Here is a 16,457-nt window from a genome sequence, read left to right as displayed (position 1 = left end):
CCACGTGGGCGGCGGCGATGCGGTCGACCAGCGGCGGCGACGCGTCGATGTCGGGAACCTCGATCACCGCGCCGAAATCGCGCCAGCTCGCTGCGGCCGTTTCGCCGCGCGGCAGGCTCTGCAACTGGCGCTCGACCGCCTGCTCGACCGCTTTGCCGAAAGCCGGATCGTCGGTGATCAGGATCGACTGCGCCGACACGTCATGCTCGGCCTGCGCAAGCAGGTCGGCGGCGATCCAGTCCGGATTGTTGTTGCCGTCGGCAACCACGAGCACTTCCGAAGGGCCGGCGATCATGTCGATGCCGACCGTGCCGAACACCTGGCGCTTGGCCGCCGCGACATAGGCATTGCCGGGTCCGACGACCTTGGCGACAGGCCTAATCGTCTCGGTGCCATAGGCAAGCGCGGCGATCGCCTGCGCGCCGCCCACACGGTAGATCTCCGTCACGCCGGCGATATCGGCGGCCACCAGCACCAATGGCGGTATGGCGCCGCCGGAAGCGGGCACGCAGATCGCGACGCGATCGACGCCGGCAACCCTGGCCGGTATGGCATTCATCAGCACAGAGCTTGGATAGCTCGCGGTGCCGCCGGGCACGTAGAGGCCGACGGCTTCGATCGCCGTCCAGCGCCAGCCGAGCTCGACGCCGGCGACGTCCGTATAGCGATTGTCCTTGGGCAACTGCTGCTCGTGATAGGCGCGGATCCGGTCGCGAGCGAATTCGAGCGCCTTGACAGTCTGTGGATCGGCGCCGTCATAGGCGCGGGCGATCTCCTCCTTCGACACCGCGATGCCGATGCTTTTCAGGTCGGCCCGGTCGAATCGGCTGGAATAGTCGATCAGCGCGGCGTCGCCCTCGGCGCGCACCCGCGCGATGATCTGGCGCACCGCGGCCTCGACATCGGCCGACACTTCCCGCTTGGTTGTAAGGAAGGCGGCGAAACGCTGCTCGAAATCGGCGTCGGACTGGCGCAGTGTGATGGCCATGGATGCTCAGGCCCTGTGGACGGGGCGCGACGTGGCTTCCCACGCGCCGCCTATGTCAGCAAGCCGGGCCTCGACGCACTCGACATCGAGCATGATCGTGCCGCCCCCCGAAAAGATCAGTTCGACGATCCCGGCGGGCTTGCTGATCTCGATGAAGCTGACCGCCAGCAGGGAGAGGACCTCGGCCGGCTTGTCGCGGGCGATGCCGTTGGTCTTGGCGCCGAGCACCCGGTCGAAATGCAACACGGCCTGACGGCGCTCATTGTGCTGGCGGAACAGGCCGGATTTGGCCTCCCAGACGAAACGGTTCATGGTCAGCACGAAACGCTTGGCCGCGGGCAGGTATTCGAGGTCCGAGACCTTCATCACGGCGTCCTGGACGTGGGCCGAGATGATGCTCAGATCCTGATCGTCGAGCGCGATAAGCTTGAGGGCCATGCGGGATTTGTGCCTAAGGTTGGTGTAAGCCTTCTGTTAGGCGGTCTTTTCGGCCGGTGCAACCACGACACGGCTTTCGCCCGAGGCAATTGCCTCGGGTTTGCGATGCGGACGGGCATGGATGCCGTATGGGCGCGGCTCTCCCGGAAGCTGCCTGCGCCCGATCTTCAACCGGAAATACGCTCGATCACCGCGCCGCAGTTGGACAGCTTTTCCTCCAGCCGCTCGAAGCCGCGGTCGAGGTGGTAGACACGGTTCACCGTGGTCTCGCCTTCGGCCGCCAGGCCAGCGATGACCAGCGACACCGAAGCGCGCAGATCGGTCGCCATGACCGGCGCTCCCTTCAGTTTCGAAACGCCGTCGACAATCGCCGTCTGGCCGGAGAGCGTGATATGGGCGCCGAGCCTGGCCAGTTCCTGCACATGCATGAAGCGGTTTTCGAAGATCGTTTCGGTGATGCGCGACTTGCCCTTGGCCATGGTCATCAGGCCCATGAACTGCGCCTGCAGGTCGGTCGGGAAGGCCGGGAAGGGAGCGGTCGTCACGTCCACGGGCGAGATGCCGGCGCCGTTGCGTTTCACGCGGATGCCGGAATTGGTCTGGGTGATCTCGGCACCTGTCTGCGAAATCACGTCCAGCGCGGTCTGTAAGAGTTCGGGACGCGCGCCTTCCAGCACTACGTCGCCGCCGGTCATCGCCACGGCCATGGCATAGGTGCCGGTCTCGATGCGGTCGGGGATGACGCGCACGCGGGCGCCCGAAAGCGCCTCGACGCCGTCAATGGTGATGGTCGGCGTGCCGGCGCCCGAAATCCTGGCGCCCATGGCGTTGAGGCATTCGGCGAGGTTGACGATCTCGGGCTCGCAGGCGGCGTTTTCGAGCACCGTCTCGCCCTTGGCCAGCGACGCGGCCATCATCAGCACGTGCGTGGCACCGACCGAGACCTTGGGGAAAACATAGCGGTTGCCGGTGAGGCGTCCGTTCTTGGTCTTGGCGATGACATAGCCGGTGTCGACGTCGAGGTCGGCGCCGAGCGCCTGCAGGCCCTCGAGGAAGAGATCGACCGGCCGCGTGCCGATGGCGCAGCCGCCGGGCAGCGACACTTTCGCCTCGCCCATGCGCGCCAGCAGCGGTCCGATGACCCAGAAGGAGGCGCGCATCTTCGACACCAGTTCGTAAGGCGCCGTCGTGTCGACGATGTTGCGGGCGGAGAAGTTGATAGTGCGCGAATAGCCCTCATTCTGCTTCTCGCGGCGCCCGTTGACGGAATAGTCGACGCCGTGGTTGCCGAGAATGCGGATAAGCTGCTCGACGTCGGCCAGATGCGGCACGTTTTCGAGCGTCAGCGTGTCGTCGGTCAGCAGCGAGGCGATCATCAGCGGCAGGGCGGCGTTTTTCGCACCCGAGATCGGAATGCTCCCGGCGAGCTCGTTGCCGCCGACAATTCTGATGCGATCCATAAGAAAACGTCCCTCTCGGCCAAAAAAGGCCGGTTCAATCGTTTGAGTGTCGGCCCGTCTAGACCATTGCCCGATGTGGTTCAAGAAATAGGATTTCGCCCGTCCCAGGCCAAGAGTGGCCGATTTGAGTTAATCTTTCTGCATTTCCTTCGAAGCCGCGAGCCCGTCGGGCCGCTGGTCGGCATCGCCGGTGCGACGCGAGCGCGACTGCGCCTTGCGCTTCTGCAGGTTGGCGCGCAATTGCTCGGCGAGCCGGGTCTTGCGGTCAGAACCGCTGTTTTTCGTCGATATCGTCTTGTCGCTCATTGTCCCGTCCCGGCCGAGAACCGGCCAGCCCCCTGGTAAAGGGATAGCCAACATTATGGCGCCGCCATGTCAACGATCGCTATCCGGCAAAGGCTTTCACAGAAGCGTTGTTCTTGGCCTTGCGCTTGCCGGTTCGATATGGCAGAAGCCCCGCCATCAGCGGCTGCGGTAGCTCAGTGGTAGAGCACTCCCTTGGTAAGGGAGAGGTCGAGAGTTCAATCCTCTCTCGCAGCACCAGATTTTTCAGCGACAGGCATTTCCGGGATTTCCTGCCTCGTATTGGCGAGGGGAGGGCCAGGCATCGCGGCTTTCGGACGAAGCCGATTGTTGTCACGACACGATTCGTTAACCAAGATGCTGTTCATCGGTATGACGTATTTTGTGATTGAAACCCGGCTCCCCAGGTCGAGCCCGTGGCCTTTCGCACGCCGGGAGGCCAAAGAGAGAGCGTCCTTGTCGCGGCGAAGACGTGAAACGGCCTAAAACGAAGACGATGTGCAAAGCATGAACGTGATTGAACGCGAACAGAACGCGCCCGGCGCCTCCCATCGTTTGACATGGTTGCCTGCCATTGTGGTCGCGTTGTTTTGCCTCTGCGTCACCGGCGCTTCCGCCGAGACGCGCGCCTTGCGCATCCAGCATCTGCACACGGGCGAGAAGGCCGAGATCGTCTTCAAGCGCAACGGACGCTACGATCAGGCAGGGTTGAAGAAGATCAATTTCATGCTGCGCGACTGGCGCCGCAACGAGCCAACCAGGATGGATCCGCGCCTGCTCGATCTCGTCTGGCAGGCTTATCAGGCCAGCGGCTCCAGATCCTATATCCATGTGGTCAGCGCCTATCGCTCTCCGGCGACGAACGCCATGCTGCGCAGCCGCTCAAAGGGTGTCGCCCGGGAAAGCCAGCATATGGTCGGCCGCGCCATGGATTTCTTCCTGCCTGACGTGCCGCTGAAGAAGCTGCGAGACATCGGCCTCAGGATGCAGGGCGGCGGTGTCGGCTACTACCCGACATCGGGTTCGCCTTTCATCCATATGGACGTCGGCAATGTCAGGCACTGGCCGGGCATCAGCCGCCAGGAGCTCGCCAGGGTTTTCCCGGACGGCAAGACGTTGCATGTGCCGAGCGACGGCAGGCCGCTGCCCGGCTTCGATCAGGCGCTCGCCGCCTACAAGTCGCGCAAGGCCGCCGGCACGCCCAACATCGAACTGGCAAGCGCCGACAGCGGTCAGCGCAGGCCGGCGCGGGGCTTGCTGGCGACAATCCTGGGCGGGCGCGGCGCGGACGAAGCCGACGACGCCGCTGAAGCGGTGCCAGCGCCACGCAAACCGGCCCGGCCGGTTGAAGCCGGTCCGACACCGAAGATCGCCATCGTGGCGCCGGAAGCGGCCCAGCGCGCTGAAATCCCGACGGCTCCGGCCAGCCAGGCGGAAGAACCGCCGGCCGCGACGAACACGAACACGCCGGAGGCGATCGTCATGGCGATGGCGCCTGGCGCGGTGCCGCTACCCGCCTTCGCACCGCGCGCCGAGCCCGCAGCCAGCATTCCCACACCGCAAACCGTGCCGTTCGCAGTGGCCAGCGCATCCCCGGCGCGGGCCGAACCAGCGGCCACGCAGCCGGCGGCGGCCAACACCGAAGTTCCCGTGGCCAAGGCCGATGCCGCCGCACCGGGCGTTGCATCTGAGATGGTGGCGCTCAACGTTCCCTTGCCAACATGGCGGCCGCAAAACCAGGCAAGCGCACCACAGCCGGAACAGGCCAAGGCCGGCGAAGCGATCCACGCCTTGCTGGCCATGCGCCCCGCCGACAACGGCGTCGACGCGCTGGCCGGCCAGCGCATCGCGGTTCCCGCGCCGAGACCCGACGATGTCAGGACCAGCGCGAAGGCGGACCGTGTCCAGCCGCGTCTCGACCCCGAAGCCACCGCCGTGGTGGTGCCGGCGTCTGCAGGCCGGCCGCGCGCGACAACTCGTGGCACCGCCAGCGGATCGACGGCGGCACCGATCATTGCCGCCAATTATATCCGCACGGCGCCCGAGCAGGTCTATCTCGCCGGCTTTCAGCCGCGAGGACAGTCGGCCGATCACCGCCGCTTCACCGGCTCCGCTGTGAAATTCCTGCCGATCGCCAGCTTCAAATAAGGGCGGGTAGCAACCGTCCGATCGGGTACGGAAATGTGCTGTGCCATATCGAGGGTGATGCATGTCGCCCTGTTCTTGGAATGCCGCGCGGCTGCTCTGTAAGATTTTTTCCAAATTTGACAACTGTGGATGAAATTGTAAGATAATCGTCTTCCCCTGGCGAGAGGCGATGACGATGTCGATCCGCGAAGAACTGGCCAACACCACCTTGGCGTTCACGTCGGCGGAAGAAAAGATCGTCCAGGTGCTGCTCGCCGACTACCCGATGTCCGGATTGGGGACGGCGACGAGGCTGGCGCGCCGCGCCGGGGTCAGCGATCCAAGCGTAACGCGCCTGATGACCAAGCTCGGCTATGACGGTTTTGCCGATTTCCAGGCGCGTCTTCTCACCGAGGTCGAATCGAGACTGCATTCGCCGCTTTTGATGATGGAAGCCAAGCGTCCGGGAGGCTCGAGCGAGGGCACGGCGCTCGCCTATTTTCATTCGGTCTCCGACAGCCTGGAGCGGACCCGCACGGCGGTGCCCCTGCAGGCCTATACGCGCGCCGTCAACCTGCTGCTCGACACCAGAGGCCAGGTGGTGCTGCTGGGCGGCCGCTTCAGCCGCCATATCGCCTCCATGCTGGCCGGCTACCTCCTGCAGTTCCGCTCCGGCGTGCGCGATATCGGCTCGCTCAGCCCGGCCGATTTCGATCTGCTGATCGACCTTGGCAAACGCGACCTTCTGGTTGTCTTCGACTATCGCCGCTACCAGTCCGATGTGGTGCGTTTTGCCCAGCAGGCGCATGAGCGCGGCGTCTCCATCCTGTTGTTCACCGACGTCTGGCTGTCGCCGATATCGGAGATCGCCGACCTGACCATGGTCGCGGCGATCGACGCCAATTCGCCGTTCGACACGCTGGCGACCGCCGTCGCGCAGATGGAAACCGTTTTTGCTCATGCGCTGGAAGGCCACGGCGCCGGCGTTCGCAAGCGCATCGAGGACATAGAGAAGATCCGCAGCGCCAATGCAGTCACCCTCGATGGCGCCCTGTCGCCATCGGTTGCTGAAAAACCCAAACATCCCAGGAAATGACAGATATGCCCGACACCAAGACCATCATCGACACCGTGCAGGCCGGGATCGAGGCCGACCGCGACTGGCTGATCGGGTTGACCCGCGACATGGTCCGCATCCCTTCGGTCAATCCCAAATTCGAGGCCAATCCGGCGATAAACCGCGAGGCGGACGTCCAGGCGCTGCTCGAACCCATCCTCAAGCAAGATGGGTTCGCGACGGAGCAATGGGACGCCTTGCCCGGCCGACCCAATCTGGTCGGCGAGTGGTCCGGAAGCGAGGATCGCAGCCTGATCCTGTGTGGACATATCGACGTGGTGCCGGTCGGCGAGATGAAGGACTGGTCCGTCGATCCCTTCGGCGGCGAGATCACCAATGGCCGGCTCTATGGCCGGGGCGCGGTCGACATGAAGGGCGGCGTTGCTGCCTGCGTCGCTGCCGCGCACGCCATCAAGAAAGCCGGCATCACGCTGCAGGGCAGGCTGGCGATCCATTCCGTGGTCGACGAGGAAGCCGGCGGCTTCGGCGCCATCGATGCCGTGAAGAAAGGCAAGCTCGCCAAGGCGGTGCTTGTCGCCGAACCGACCTGGGGCGATGTCCTGCCGGTCGAGGGCGGACTGGAATGGGCACGCGTCACCATTCGCGGCCGCAACGCGCATTCCGCGCTGCGCTATAACGAAATCTACCCGCAGCGCCACGACAAGGACCGGCTGAAGCCTGGCGTTAACGCCATCGAGATTGCGGCGCGCTTCATCGCCGCCGTCCGCCAATATGAACTCGACCGCACGCGTGCGAAGTCCCACCCGCTGCTGCCGCTAGGCATGAACACCATCAACATCGGTGTCATGCATGGCGGAACGGGTCTCGGCGAGCATGGCCTGCCGACGGTGATGACCAATCCGGCCATCATCCCCGATGTCGCCGTGCTCGACCTCGACATGAAATTCCTGCCGGACGAGAACTCCGCCGACTACCGTCGGGATTTCGAGGCGTTCGTCCATCATTTCGCCCAGACCGATGCCTGGCTGCGCGATAACCCGCCTGTAATCCAGTGGGAACTCGGCGGTCTTCACTTTCCGCCGATGAACACGCCGGTCGACCATCCGCTGGTGGCATCGCTGATGAAACGCAAGGCCGCGATCGGCAAGGCGCCGGAGGCCCGCGGTTTCGTCGCCGTATGCGATGGCGCGCACTATGCCGGCGCCGGCGTCGACAGCGTCATCTTCGGCCCGTCGGGCGACGGTTTTCATGGCGCCAACGAATATGTCGAGGTGGAATCCGTGGTCGAGACCGCCAAGGTCATCGCCGCTTCGGTGATCGACTGGTGCGGCGTCCGCTAAGGCAACCGGATGGGAGTGCGGATGTCCGTCCGCACTCCCATCCACGCTTCACTCAGGCCGGGCGTTTGATCCGCCCGGCGACCGCGCCCCATGCGGCCTTGATCATGCCGGCCAGCCCGCTCGGATAGGCCAGCATCACGCCGATGATCAGCACCGCCGTGATCATCGGCCGCCACGCGCCGAAATCGGCCATCCATTCGGCGAAGATCGTCAGCACGAAGGACGCGACGATGGCGCCGTAGATGGTGCTGGTGCCGCCGAGCAGCACCATCGACAGGATGATGGTCGCCAGGCTCATGCCGAACACATCGATCGAGGCGTTGCGCTGATAGGCGGCATAGAAGGCGCCGGCGATGCCGGTGAAGAAGGCGCTTGCCGCAAGCGTCAGCATGCGTTGGCGCACGATCGAGACGCCGCGGCTGATGGCGTATTCCTCATTGTCGCGCAGCGCCACGATACTGGCGCCCGTGCGCGAGCGGACGAAGACACGCAGGAACAGCGTGCTTGCCACCAGCAGCGCCAGCGCGATGTAGAAATAGGCGAATTTGCCGTCGCGAACCATGTTGTGGTCGAACCAGTAGAGGCCGGGGATGCGCACGATGCCTTGCGTGCCGCCGGTGATGTCGGACTGGCTGAGAATCACCTGCATGACCAGTTGCGCGAAGCCGAAGGTGACCAGGATGATGTAGATGCCTTTCAGCCGCAGGATCGGAATGGTCACCACGATCGCCGCCAGCGTTGCGATGATGCCGCTGGCAAAAAGCGCGATCCAGGGGTCGAGCCCGCTGAGTTTGGTCAGCAGGCTGTAGGCGTAGACGCCGATGCCGAACAGCGCCAGGTGGCCGAAGTTGAAGACGCCGCCATAACCGAGGCTTAGGTCCCAGTTCGAAGCGACGATGGCATAGATGAAGGCCATGATCAGGATGTGCCGGGCATAGGTGTCGCCGAAGACCAACGGCAGCAGCGCCAGCAAGGCAAAGCCGAGCACGAAACCGACGGCCTCGGCCTTCCAGGGCGTGCGGCCTGGGGCAACCGGGTTTGCCGTTTGTGTGCGGATTGGGGCGATCGGGGAGGTCATGTCGGTCATGCCAGGCCTCGCGAACGGCTGGCGAAAATGCCCTCGGGACGCACCATCAAGGTCAGGATGAGCACGCCGAACAGCAAAGCCGGCGTCCAGTAGAGGCCGAAATAGTAGCTGCAGGCGGCCTCGAAGAAGCCGATCAGATAGGCGGCGAAGATCGGTCCCGATATGCTTGATATGCCGCCGAAGACGACGACGATAAGCGCCTTGAGCAACGGGTCTGAGCCCATCACCGGCGACATGAAGCGGTAGCCGCCCATGAAGATGCCGGCGAGCCCCGCGAGCGAAGCGGCGATGGCGAAGGCTAGCCCGTAAAGCGCGGTGACGTTGAGCCCGACCAGATGGCTGGCATCCTCGTTCTGCGCCACGGCGCGCAGCGCGAGCCCCAACCGCGTACGGTTGAGGAACACCCACAATGCCGCCAGGATCAGCGGCGTGATGACGATGATGGCGATCTGGTGCAGCGATACGCCGACACCGCCGATCGTGGTGTTGCCGTCGATGAGCGCCGGAATCTGCTTCGAGCGCGGCCCCCAGATGGTGAGCGCCCCGTTCTCGATCAGCGATCCCGCGGCAAGCGTGGTGATGACCACGACCAGCACGATGTTGGGGCGGCCGATCAGCGGCCGCACGACGCTCGCCTGCAGGATCCAGCCGACGCCGGCCATGACGACGACGGCGACCGGAAAGGCGACCGCCGCCGGCAGGCCGATTTCGACCAGCTGCCAGGCGATATAGGCGCCCAGCATCATGAACACGCCATGGCTGAAGTTGAACACGCCGATCGTCGTCCAGACCAAAGCGAGACCGACCGCCATCATGGCGTAGAGCGACCCTTGGAACAGGCCGCCGAACAGGATTTCCGCCAATGCGCTCATACCAAATCCCTAATGGCCAAAATACATCGACATGATCTCGCCGTGGTCGAGGCTCTCGCCCGGCTTGATCTCGGTCGCCACCGCGCCGTGATTGACGAGGTAGAGTTGCTGGGTCAGTTCCAGCAGGAACTCGATATCCTGCTCGACGACGATGAGCGGCACGCCGCCGCGCGAAATGTCCATGACGGAAGCGCAGAGCTCGTCCTTGATCTTGGGTGCCAGCCCAAGCGTCGGCTCGTCGAGGATCAAGAGGCGCGGATGGCTCATCAGCGCCGTGCCGATCGACACCATCTGGCGCTCGCCGCCCGACAGCGTGCGCACCCGCTGTCGCCAGCGCTGCGCCAGCTTGGGAAACAGCTTGATGACCTTTTCGCGGTTCTCCGCTTCATGCGGACGGGCACGCGCGGAATAGGCGCCGAGCGCCATGCAATCGGCGATGGAGAGGTCCGGGAACAGGCGGTTGCCCTGCGGCACATGGATCAGCCCGGTGCCGACAATGGCGCGCGCGCTCAGGCCCGCAATGTCCTGCCCATCGAACCGGATGCTGCCGCTTTTTGGCTTCAGCAGGCCGGAGATCGCGCGCAACAGCGTCGTCTTGCCATGGCCGTTCGGGCCGAACAGGCCGACATTGCCGAAGCGCCCCGCCTCCAGCGAAATGTCGTGCAGTACGGTGACGCGGCCATAGCCGGCGGTGACGCCTTCGACGGTAAGAACCGGAGTCATGCCGCCGACCTCCTTGTGCCGAGATAGGCCTCTATCACGCGAGGATCGGCGATCACGTCAGTGGGATCGCCGGCCGCGAGCACGCGGCCGTTATTGAGCACCAGGAGATGCTGCGACAGGCTCATCAGGAAGGTCAGCACATGCTCGATCAGAAGGATGGTGATGCCGCGTTCGGCGGTGCGGCGGATCAATCCGATCGAGGTCTCGATCTCAGGCTTGGTCAGGCTTGAAGCCGGTTCGTCGAGTAGCAGCATGCGTGGTTTCATGGCGATCGCGGTGGCGAGCATCAGGCATTTGCGCTCGAAGACGGAAAGCTCGCCGGCCAGCCGGCCGAACGAGGCCGACGCCAATCCAACGAACTCCAGGGCTTCCGCCGCTGTGTCGCGGGCCGCGCCCGCCGCCTTTTCCTGCTTGCCGTAGCTGGCGCCGATCAGGGCGTTCTCGAACACGGTCAGCCCGTCGAAGCTGGTTTCCCGCTGAAAGGTGCGGGCAAGGCCGAGCCGTGCGATGGCATGCCCGGACTTGCCGTTGATCGCGGTTCCGTCGAAGCGGATGCGTCCTTTGTCCGGCCCGAACGGAATGCCGGTGATGATGTTGAACAGCGTGCTCTTGCCGCTGCCGTTGGGACCGGCGATGCCGAAGATCTCGCCGGCCTCGACCTTGAAAGACACGCCGTCGACGGCCTTCAGCGAACCGAAGGCCTTCGACACGTCGTCCAGTTCAAGCAGGGCCATTCCTCACTGCATCCAGGGCTGGAGCTTGAAGGCGCCGGTGGCATATTTGTCCGGCGATATCAGCGTCCGCTTGCCGTCCCAGATCTGGAAGAAGGTGATCGGGATGTAGTCGTCGCCCTGCGTGGCGAGGTGCGTGGCGGGATCGAACTTCAGCCTGCCTTCGGCAACCTGCTTGTCGGTCTCCGACAGCGCCTTCATGATCGCCGCGTGGTCCGATGCGCCGCCGACCTTCTTGACCGCGTCGAAATAGACATTGGTCATTTCATAGAGGCCGACGCCGTAAGTGCCGCTCTCGACGCCGTACTTGGCCTTGAACTTGGCCGCCACCTCGTCGGCGCGCGGGTTCTTCGGCGTGGTCAGCGCGCCGCCTAGCAGATTGTAGATGACGCCGTCCGACTTCTTGCCGGTCAGCTCGATGAATTCCGGCACGCTCGGTGCGTATTGCAGGAAGACGAGGCTTTTGGTCGGCTGTTCCAGGAACTGGTTCAGGAAGGACGCCGAATTGCCCGGCAGGTAGTCGGTGTTGATGACGACATCGGGCACATCTCCGCGCACCTTGGCCAGGATCGGCCGCCAGTCGGTCACTTCGCCGAACGGCACGATCTCGTCGACGGTGATGGTCCAGCCCTTCTCCTTGAAGGTCTTCTTCATGCCTTCCGAGATGGTCTTGGAATAGGCGTTGTCGGAGGAGATGATGGCGACCTTCTTGGTCGGCAGCTTGATCTTGCCTTCCGCCTCGAGCTTTTCGACGAACAGGGTGACGTCGGTGTTGTAGGCGTCGAAGGACGGCGTCAGCGACCAGCAGCACATGTATTTTTCGGGGTTCGGCGCGATGATGTCCTTGGTCTGCTGCGATGTCGCCGCCAGCATGTAGGGCATCTCGGCCTCGGCCATGTTGTCGATCTCGAAATTGGTCAGGCTGGCATAGCCGGTCAGCATGAACTGCACGCCGGGGTCGCCGAGCAGGCGCTCGACCGCGCTGGTGACGTTGCCCGCGGACTGATCCTTGACGTCGCCGACCACCAGTTCGAACGTGTTGCCGGCAACGCCGCCGGCGGCGTTCGCCTCGTCGATCGCCATCTGCACGCCGCGCTGGAATTCCTGGCCGTCGGCAGCGGCGGGCCCGGTGATCGGCGCCAGAAGGCCGATCTTGACGACATCGGCGAAGGCGGGCGCGCTAGCCGTGGCGAATGCGCCGATCAGTGCGGTGCTCATAAGCATATGGCGGATTCTGGTCGCGGCGGATTTGGATTTCATCGTGCGGTTCCCTGTTTTCCTCCCGTTCATCGGGAGTTGGATAATTGACAATCTACGCATAATTGTTCTTATTTGAAAAGGATTTTTCAATGCAACCTAACCGGGAGGCCGGTTCCCGCAAAGGTATAAAAGCGGTGGCGCTTTGTTGCGCAACTGCACTGAAACAAGGCAATTCCAGACGGAGGGACCATGACGATCGCGCAGAAGACCCTTGAAACCAGCCACGGTACGATCGCCGTTCGCGACACTGGCGGCAAAGGCACCGCCGTGCTCTTGATCCACGGCAATTCGTCCTCAGGCGCGGTTTTCCGCAACCAGCTCGAAAGCTCTCTGGCCGACCGCTACCGGCTCATCGCACCCGACCTGCCTGGGCATGGCGCATCCGGCGATGCCATCGATCCGGACCGCTCCTACAGCATGGAAGGCTACGCCGATGCGATGACCGAAGTGCTGAGGCTGCTCGGCGTCGGCAAGGCGATCGTCTTCGGCTGGTCGCTCGGCGGCCATATCGGCCTGGAGATGATCGACCGCTATCCCGGCCTTCTGGCCCTGATGATCACGGGCACCCCGCCCGTCGCGCCTGAAGAGGTCGGCAACGGCTTCAAGCCGAGCCCGCACATGCATCTTGCCGGACAGGAAACCTTCAGCGCCGCCGATGTCGAGGCCTATGCGCGCAGCACCTGCGGCGAGCCGTTCGAGCCGTTCCTGCTCGAGACGGTGGCCCGTACCGATGGGCGCGCACGGCGTCTGATGTTCGAGAAATTCGCCGCCGGCACCGGCCGCAACCAGCGCGAGATCGTCGCTGGCAAGACGCCGCCGATCGCCGTCCTCAACGGCATCGACGAGCCGTTCGTCAACACGGATTTCGTCTCCGCCGTGAAATTCTCCAACCTCTGGGAAGGCAAGGCCCATCTTCTCGACAATTCGGGCCATGCGCCTTTCTGGGATTCGCCGGATCGGTTCAACCCGATCTTCGCCCGCTTCCTGGCAAGCGTCGACGAAGGATAGGTCGATCCCGGCGGCGAGCCGCGGTGTCGCAGCTCGCCTTCAGCGCTGCGCGCCGCCCCTCTACGGCATGGAACATTTTTCGGCGGCACGCTTCCAGAGCGTGGCATCGCCTTCCTTCAGCACGTCGAGCAGGCGGATCTTTTCGGCTCGATAGACGCGCCAGAAGTTGGGATCGTAGCGTTCGATGGTGCTCGTGTTGTCGATGAGATCGGCAAGCTTGATGGTCTTGGCCTGTGCCGGTGCGGCTGCCGTGTGGGCCAGGTCTTTCGCCTTGCGTGCCGCGCGGTTGCCGTCGGTCGGCACGGAAACATCCGTGAGCCATCCGACCAGCTCGGCGACGTCACGACCGAACTCTTCCTCGATCTGGCCGAGCGTTGTCGGCGTGTCCTCCACCACGTCGTGCAGATAGGCGGCGGCGATCATTTCTGCGCTGTGCGGGACGCCACGCACGATCTCAGCGACCGCGACGGGGTGCACGATATAGGGTTCATTCGTGTATTTCCGCCGCTGGTCGATCGACGCGTGCGCCCGCGTGGCGAAAGCGCGAGCGCGGTCCTCCAAATCAGCCATCAGGACCTCCCTCCTACGCCACCGACCAGCCGCCATCGACCAGTATGTTGGCCCCGGTGATCAGCGAGGCCGCAGGCGAGGCCAGGAACACCACGGTTCCCGCCACGTCGATCGGGTCGCCGATGCGGCCGAGCGGAATGTGACCCAGCACATGGGCGTGGAAATCCGGCTCGGCGAGCGAAGGCCGCGTGCCGTCCGTCCAGATGAAGGTCGGCGCAACGCTGTTGACGGCGATCCTGTGCTGCGCCCATTCCGCTGCCAGGCAACGGGTCAGGTGGTTGATCCCCGCCTTGGTCATGCAGTAGATCGCCTCGCCCTTCAGCGTCACGGTGCCGGCCTGGGAGGAGATGTTGATGATGCGCCCGCCCTTCTGCGCGATCATCAGCCTGCCCACCGCCTGCGTGGTGAAGAACGTGCCCTTGAGGTTGACGTTCACGGTTAGGTCGAAATCCTCCTCCGTCACATTCTCCGCCAGGTTTTCCGGTCCGAGCCCGACATTGTTGACCAGGACGTCGATGCGACCGAAGACGGCATGGGCGTCAGCGACGCCTTTGCGAACGGTGTCGAGATCGGTCGCGTCCATCTCGACGGCCAGCGCCCGCCGGCCGATCCTTTCGATCTCGCCGACAAGGTCGGCGCCATCGGTCCTGTTGCGCACACCCACGATCATGTCGGCGCCGGAGCCTGCACAGGCAAGCGCGCAGGCCCGGCCAATGCCGCGCGAGGCGCCGGTCACCAGCACCACCTTGCCGGCCAGATCGAATTTTGGCGTGAAGTCCGTCATGGCAATCCCCCCTGAAATGCTCAGGCCGAGCCAAAGCGCGCCCGGCGACCTCCTGGCGCAGAGTAACTGGTCGCCGTGTTAAAACCAGCGGCATCTCGATCCAGTTCCCGATCGAAACACTTGATGCGCCGGGGCCGCCCTTGTCTAGGCACAGGCGCTGCTGGCGCGATTGCACTGAGATGCGGTAAGCCCGTATAGGCATTTGTGCGGGCGGCCGGTTCGTGATCCAAGGCAATGATGGATTTCCGGCAATCGTCCTTCCAGTTGGAGCGCTGAATGACCTTTCTCACACGCCGCGGGCTCTTGAAGACGGCGGCGATCGCTGGTGCGGGCAGCGTCGCGTACGCGGCCGTCGGCCGGTTCGGCGGTTGGGCCGCCGCGAGTCCCGATCCGGTGATTCTGCAGACCGCGAAGATCCAGGCCGCGCTGATGGATGGCGGCCAGACAAGCAATGTGCTGACTTATGGCAGCGCCGGAATGCCGCCCGTGCTCAGGATGAGAAAGGGCGAGCCCTTCGCGGCACGCCTTGTTAACGCCATCGACGATCCCACGACCATCCACTGGCATGGTATTCGCCTGCCGAACAAGATGGATGGCGTGCCGTTTCTGGTGCAGCCCTATGTCTACACCGGCGACCATTTCGACTATGCCTTCACGCCGCCCGACGCCGGCACCTTCTGGTACCATCCGCATTGCAACACGCTGGAGCAGATGGGCCACGGGCTGACCGGCGTGATCGTGGTCGAAAACCCTGCGGATCAGAAATTCGATGCCGAGGTGGTTCTCAATCTGCGCGACTGGCGGCTGGGCGACGATGCCCAGTTCATCGAGCAGTTCCGGCCGCGCGACGCCGCGAGAACCGGCACCTACGGCACGGTGCGCACCGCCAACTGGCTCGACCAGCCGCGATATGACGCGCCGGCCGGCGGGCTGGTGCGTCTGCGCGTCGCCATCACGGATGTCACCCGCATCTATGCCTTTCTGGTCGAGGGTGCCAACGCGACCGTTATTGCGCTCGATGGCAATCCGGTGCCCGAACGCTTCTCGCCCGATGCGCTTCTGCTGGGACCGGGCCAGCGCATGGAACTCGCCATCCGCATGCCCGACGAGGAGGGCGCGGTGGTCAGCCTGCGCGATGTCAGGGGCACCAAGCCAAAGGTGCTCGCGACACTGCGGTCAGTCGGCGGTTCGCTGAAGCGGGACATTCGCGATGTGGCGCCGCTGGAGGCCAATCCGGTGGCCGAAGTCGATCTCTCCACCGCCCAGCATATTTCGCTGGCGCTCAGCGCCACGGCGGAAAACGTCCCGAGCGACGGCATCTGCGGCTCGCTAGGCTACAGTTTCTGGGCGATCAACAAGGTGCCGTGGCCCGGCGATACGCCGGATCCGACCGCGCCGCTGGCCGAGCTGAAGCTCGGCAAGAGCTATGTCATCGACATGGAGAACCTGACGCCGCAATCGCACCCGATCCATCTGCACGGCATGAGCTTCAAGGTGCTGTCGTCCTCGACGCGGCAGGTTCAGCCGCTGATTTCCGACACTTATCTCATCCAGGCCAACGAAAAGGTCAGCCTCGGCTTCGTCGCCGACAATCCCGGCGACTGGCTGCTGCACTGCCACATCATCGAGCACCAGAAATCGGGCATGACGAGCTACGTCAGGGTGGTGTGAGGACCGCGCCGCCGGCG

Annotated in this window: 16 protein-coding genes and 1 tRNA gene; 6 read left to right on the top strand and 11 right to left on the bottom strand. The window is 64.2% G+C overall.

Going from position 1 to position 16,457, the window contains the following annotated elements:
* From hisD to J0I79_RS09095, 4 genes are all read right to left on the bottom strand, one after another.
* On the bottom strand, positions 1-988 hold a 988-nt coding region (gene hisD, locus J0I79_RS09110; protein ID WP_292856652.1), incomplete at its 3' end, for a histidinol dehydrogenase.
* 6 nt (positions 989-994) lie between these two features.
* On the bottom strand, positions 995-1,426 hold the full coding sequence (locus J0I79_RS09105) for a DUF2948 family protein (RefSeq protein ID WP_292856650.1): 432 nt from the start codon (positions 1,424-1,426) through the stop codon (positions 995-997).
* Positions 1,427-1,593: 167 nt separating this feature from the next.
* The gene (gene murA / locus J0I79_RS09100; RefSeq protein WP_292856648.1) at positions 1,594-2,886 is read right to left on the bottom strand and encodes a UDP-N-acetylglucosamine 1-carboxyvinyltransferase; all 1,293 of its coding nucleotides are present in this window, start codon (positions 2,884-2,886) and stop codon (positions 1,594-1,596) included.
* 129 nt (positions 2,887-3,015) lie between these two features.
* Positions 3,016-3,192 (bottom strand): hypothetical protein, encoded by a 177-nt coding sequence (locus J0I79_RS09095; RefSeq protein ID WP_292856646.1) that lies wholly within the window; start codon positions 3,190-3,192, stop codon positions 3,016-3,018.
* A 162-nt stretch (positions 3,193-3,354) separates the two neighbouring features.
* Here J0I79_RS09095 and J0I79_RS09090 point away from each other — a divergent pair.
* The 4 genes from J0I79_RS09090 (at position 3,355) to J0I79_RS09075 (ending at position 7,734) form a co-directional block, all read left to right on the top strand.
* Positions 3,355-3,429, top strand: a tRNA-Thr gene (locus J0I79_RS09090).
* A 267-nt stretch (positions 3,430-3,696) separates the two neighbouring features.
* Positions 3,697-5,337, top strand: a complete 1,641-nt coding sequence (locus tag J0I79_RS09085; RefSeq protein ID WP_292856644.1) for a DUF882 domain-containing protein — start codon at positions 3,697-3,699, stop codon at positions 5,335-5,337.
* A 175-nt stretch (positions 5,338-5,512) separates the two neighbouring features.
* Positions 5,513-6,412, top strand: a complete 900-nt coding sequence (locus J0I79_RS09080; protein ID WP_292856642.1) for a MurR/RpiR family transcriptional regulator — start codon at positions 5,513-5,515, stop codon at positions 6,410-6,412.
* Between the two features lie 5 nt (positions 6,413-6,417).
* On the top strand, positions 6,418-7,734 hold the full coding sequence (locus J0I79_RS09075) for an ArgE/DapE family deacylase (RefSeq protein WP_292856640.1): 1,317 nt from the start codon (positions 6,418-6,420) through the stop codon (positions 7,732-7,734).
* Between the two features lie 52 nt (positions 7,735-7,786).
* Here the strand turns inward: J0I79_RS09075 and J0I79_RS09070 are convergent, their stop codons facing one another.
* The 5 genes from J0I79_RS09070 to J0I79_RS09050 are packed head-to-tail and all read right to left on the bottom strand — an operon-like array spanning position 7,787 to position 12,407.
* On the bottom strand, positions 7,787-8,821 hold the full coding sequence (locus tag J0I79_RS09070) for a branched-chain amino acid ABC transporter permease (RefSeq protein WP_292856638.1): 1,035 nt from the start codon (positions 8,819-8,821) through the stop codon (positions 7,787-7,789).
* On the bottom strand, positions 8,818-9,693 hold the full coding sequence (locus J0I79_RS09065; RefSeq protein ID WP_292856636.1) for a branched-chain amino acid ABC transporter permease: 876 nt from the start codon (positions 9,691-9,693) through the stop codon (positions 8,818-8,820). Before J0I79_RS09065 ends, J0I79_RS09070 begins: the two co-directional genes overlap by 4 nt.
* A 9-nt stretch (positions 9,694-9,702) precedes the next feature.
* Positions 9,703-10,416: an ABC transporter ATP-binding protein gene (locus J0I79_RS09060; protein WP_292856634.1), complete on the bottom strand. Its 714-nt coding sequence runs from the start codon at positions 10,414-10,416 to the stop codon at positions 9,703-9,705.
* Positions 10,413-11,150, bottom strand: coding sequence for an ABC transporter ATP-binding protein (locus J0I79_RS09055; protein ID WP_292856632.1), 738 nt, complete (start codon positions 11,148-11,150; stop codon positions 10,413-10,415). Before J0I79_RS09055 ends, J0I79_RS09060 begins: the two co-directional genes overlap by 4 nt.
* A gap of 3 nt (positions 11,151-11,153) precedes the next feature.
* Positions 11,154-12,407, bottom strand: coding sequence for an ABC transporter substrate-binding protein (locus J0I79_RS09050; protein WP_292856630.1), 1,254 nt, complete (start codon positions 12,405-12,407; stop codon positions 11,154-11,156).
* Positions 12,408-12,596: 189 nt separating this feature from the next.
* Here J0I79_RS09050 and J0I79_RS09045 point away from each other — a divergent pair, with 189 nt between their 5' ends.
* Positions 12,597-13,415 carry an alpha/beta hydrolase gene (locus tag J0I79_RS09045; RefSeq protein ID WP_292856628.1) on the top strand — a complete coding sequence of 273 codons (819 nt, stop codon included), beginning with the start codon at positions 12,597-12,599 and terminating at the stop codon, positions 13,413-13,415.
* A gap of 60 nt (positions 13,416-13,475) precedes the next feature.
* On the opposite strand, the gene J0I79_RS09040 is transcribed toward J0I79_RS09045, so the two are convergent.
* The gene (locus J0I79_RS09040) at positions 13,476-13,985 is read right to left on the bottom strand and encodes an HD domain-containing protein (protein ID WP_292856626.1); all 510 of its coding nucleotides are present in this window, start codon (positions 13,983-13,985) and stop codon (positions 13,476-13,478) included.
* A 13-nt stretch (positions 13,986-13,998) separates the two neighbouring features.
* Positions 13,999-14,769: a glucose 1-dehydrogenase gene (locus tag J0I79_RS09035; protein WP_292856624.1), complete on the bottom strand. Its 771-nt coding sequence runs from the start codon at positions 14,767-14,769 to the stop codon at positions 13,999-14,001.
* Positions 14,770-15,045: 276 nt separating this feature from the next.
* Here J0I79_RS09035 and J0I79_RS09030 point away from each other — a divergent pair, with 276 nt between their 5' ends.
* Positions 15,046-16,440 (top strand): multicopper oxidase family protein, encoded by a 1,395-nt coding sequence (locus J0I79_RS09030; RefSeq protein ID WP_292856622.1) that lies wholly within the window; start codon positions 15,046-15,048, stop codon positions 16,438-16,440.
* Positions 16,441-16,457: the final 17 nt, after the last annotated feature.

It is taken from the genome of Mesorhizobium sp. (assembly GCF_017306585.1).
Taxonomy (GTDB): domain Bacteria; phylum Pseudomonadota; class Alphaproteobacteria; order Rhizobiales; family Rhizobiaceae; genus Mesorhizobium.
This window is presented reverse-complemented; position numbering and strand designations above follow the sequence as displayed.

Coding starts and splice junctions, on each gene's coding strand:
- J0I79_RS09105 (WP_292856650.1), bottom strand. CDS start 1,426: ATGGCCCTCAAGCTTATCGCGCTCGACGATCAGGATCTGAGCATCATC.
- murA (WP_292856648.1), bottom strand. CDS start 2,886: ATGGATCGCATCAGAATTGTCGGCGGCAACGAGCTCGCCGGGAGCATT.
- J0I79_RS09095 (WP_292856646.1), bottom strand. CDS start 3,192: ATGAGCGACAAGACGATATCGACGAAAAACAGCGGTTCTGACCGCAAG.
- J0I79_RS09085 (WP_292856644.1), top strand. CDS start 3,697: ATGAACGTGATTGAACGCGAACAGAACGCGCCCGGCGCCTCCCATCGT.
- J0I79_RS09080 (WP_292856642.1), top strand. CDS start 5,513: ATGTCGATCCGCGAAGAACTGGCCAACACCACCTTGGCGTTCACGTCG.
- J0I79_RS09075 (WP_292856640.1), top strand. CDS start 6,418: ATGCCCGACACCAAGACCATCATCGACACCGTGCAGGCCGGGATCGAG.
- J0I79_RS09070 (WP_292856638.1), bottom strand. CDS start 8,821: ATGACCGACATGACCTCCCCGATCGCCCCAATCCGCACACAAACGGCA.
- J0I79_RS09065 (WP_292856636.1), bottom strand. CDS start 9,693: ATGAGCGCATTGGCGGAAATCCTGTTCGGCGGCCTGTTCCAAGGGTCG.
- J0I79_RS09060 (WP_292856634.1), bottom strand. CDS start 10,416: ATGACTCCGGTTCTTACCGTCGAAGGCGTCACCGCCGGCTATGGCCGC.
- J0I79_RS09055 (WP_292856632.1), bottom strand. CDS start 11,150: ATGGCCCTGCTTGAACTGGACGACGTGTCGAAGGCCTTCGGTTCGCTG.
- J0I79_RS09050 (WP_292856630.1), bottom strand. CDS start 12,407: ATGAAATCCAAATCCGCCGCGACCAGAATCCGCCATATGCTTATGAGC.
- J0I79_RS09045 (WP_292856628.1), top strand. CDS start 12,597: ATGACGATCGCGCAGAAGACCCTTGAAACCAGCCACGGTACGATCGCC.
- J0I79_RS09040 (WP_292856626.1), bottom strand. CDS start 13,985: ATGGCTGATTTGGAGGACCGCGCTCGCGCTTTCGCCACGCGGGCGCAC.
- J0I79_RS09035 (WP_292856624.1), bottom strand. CDS start 14,769: ATGACGGACTTCACGCCAAAATTCGATCTGGCCGGCAAGGTGGTGCTG.
- J0I79_RS09030 (WP_292856622.1), top strand. CDS start 15,046: ATGACCTTTCTCACACGCCGCGGGCTCTTGAAGACGGCGGCGATCGCT.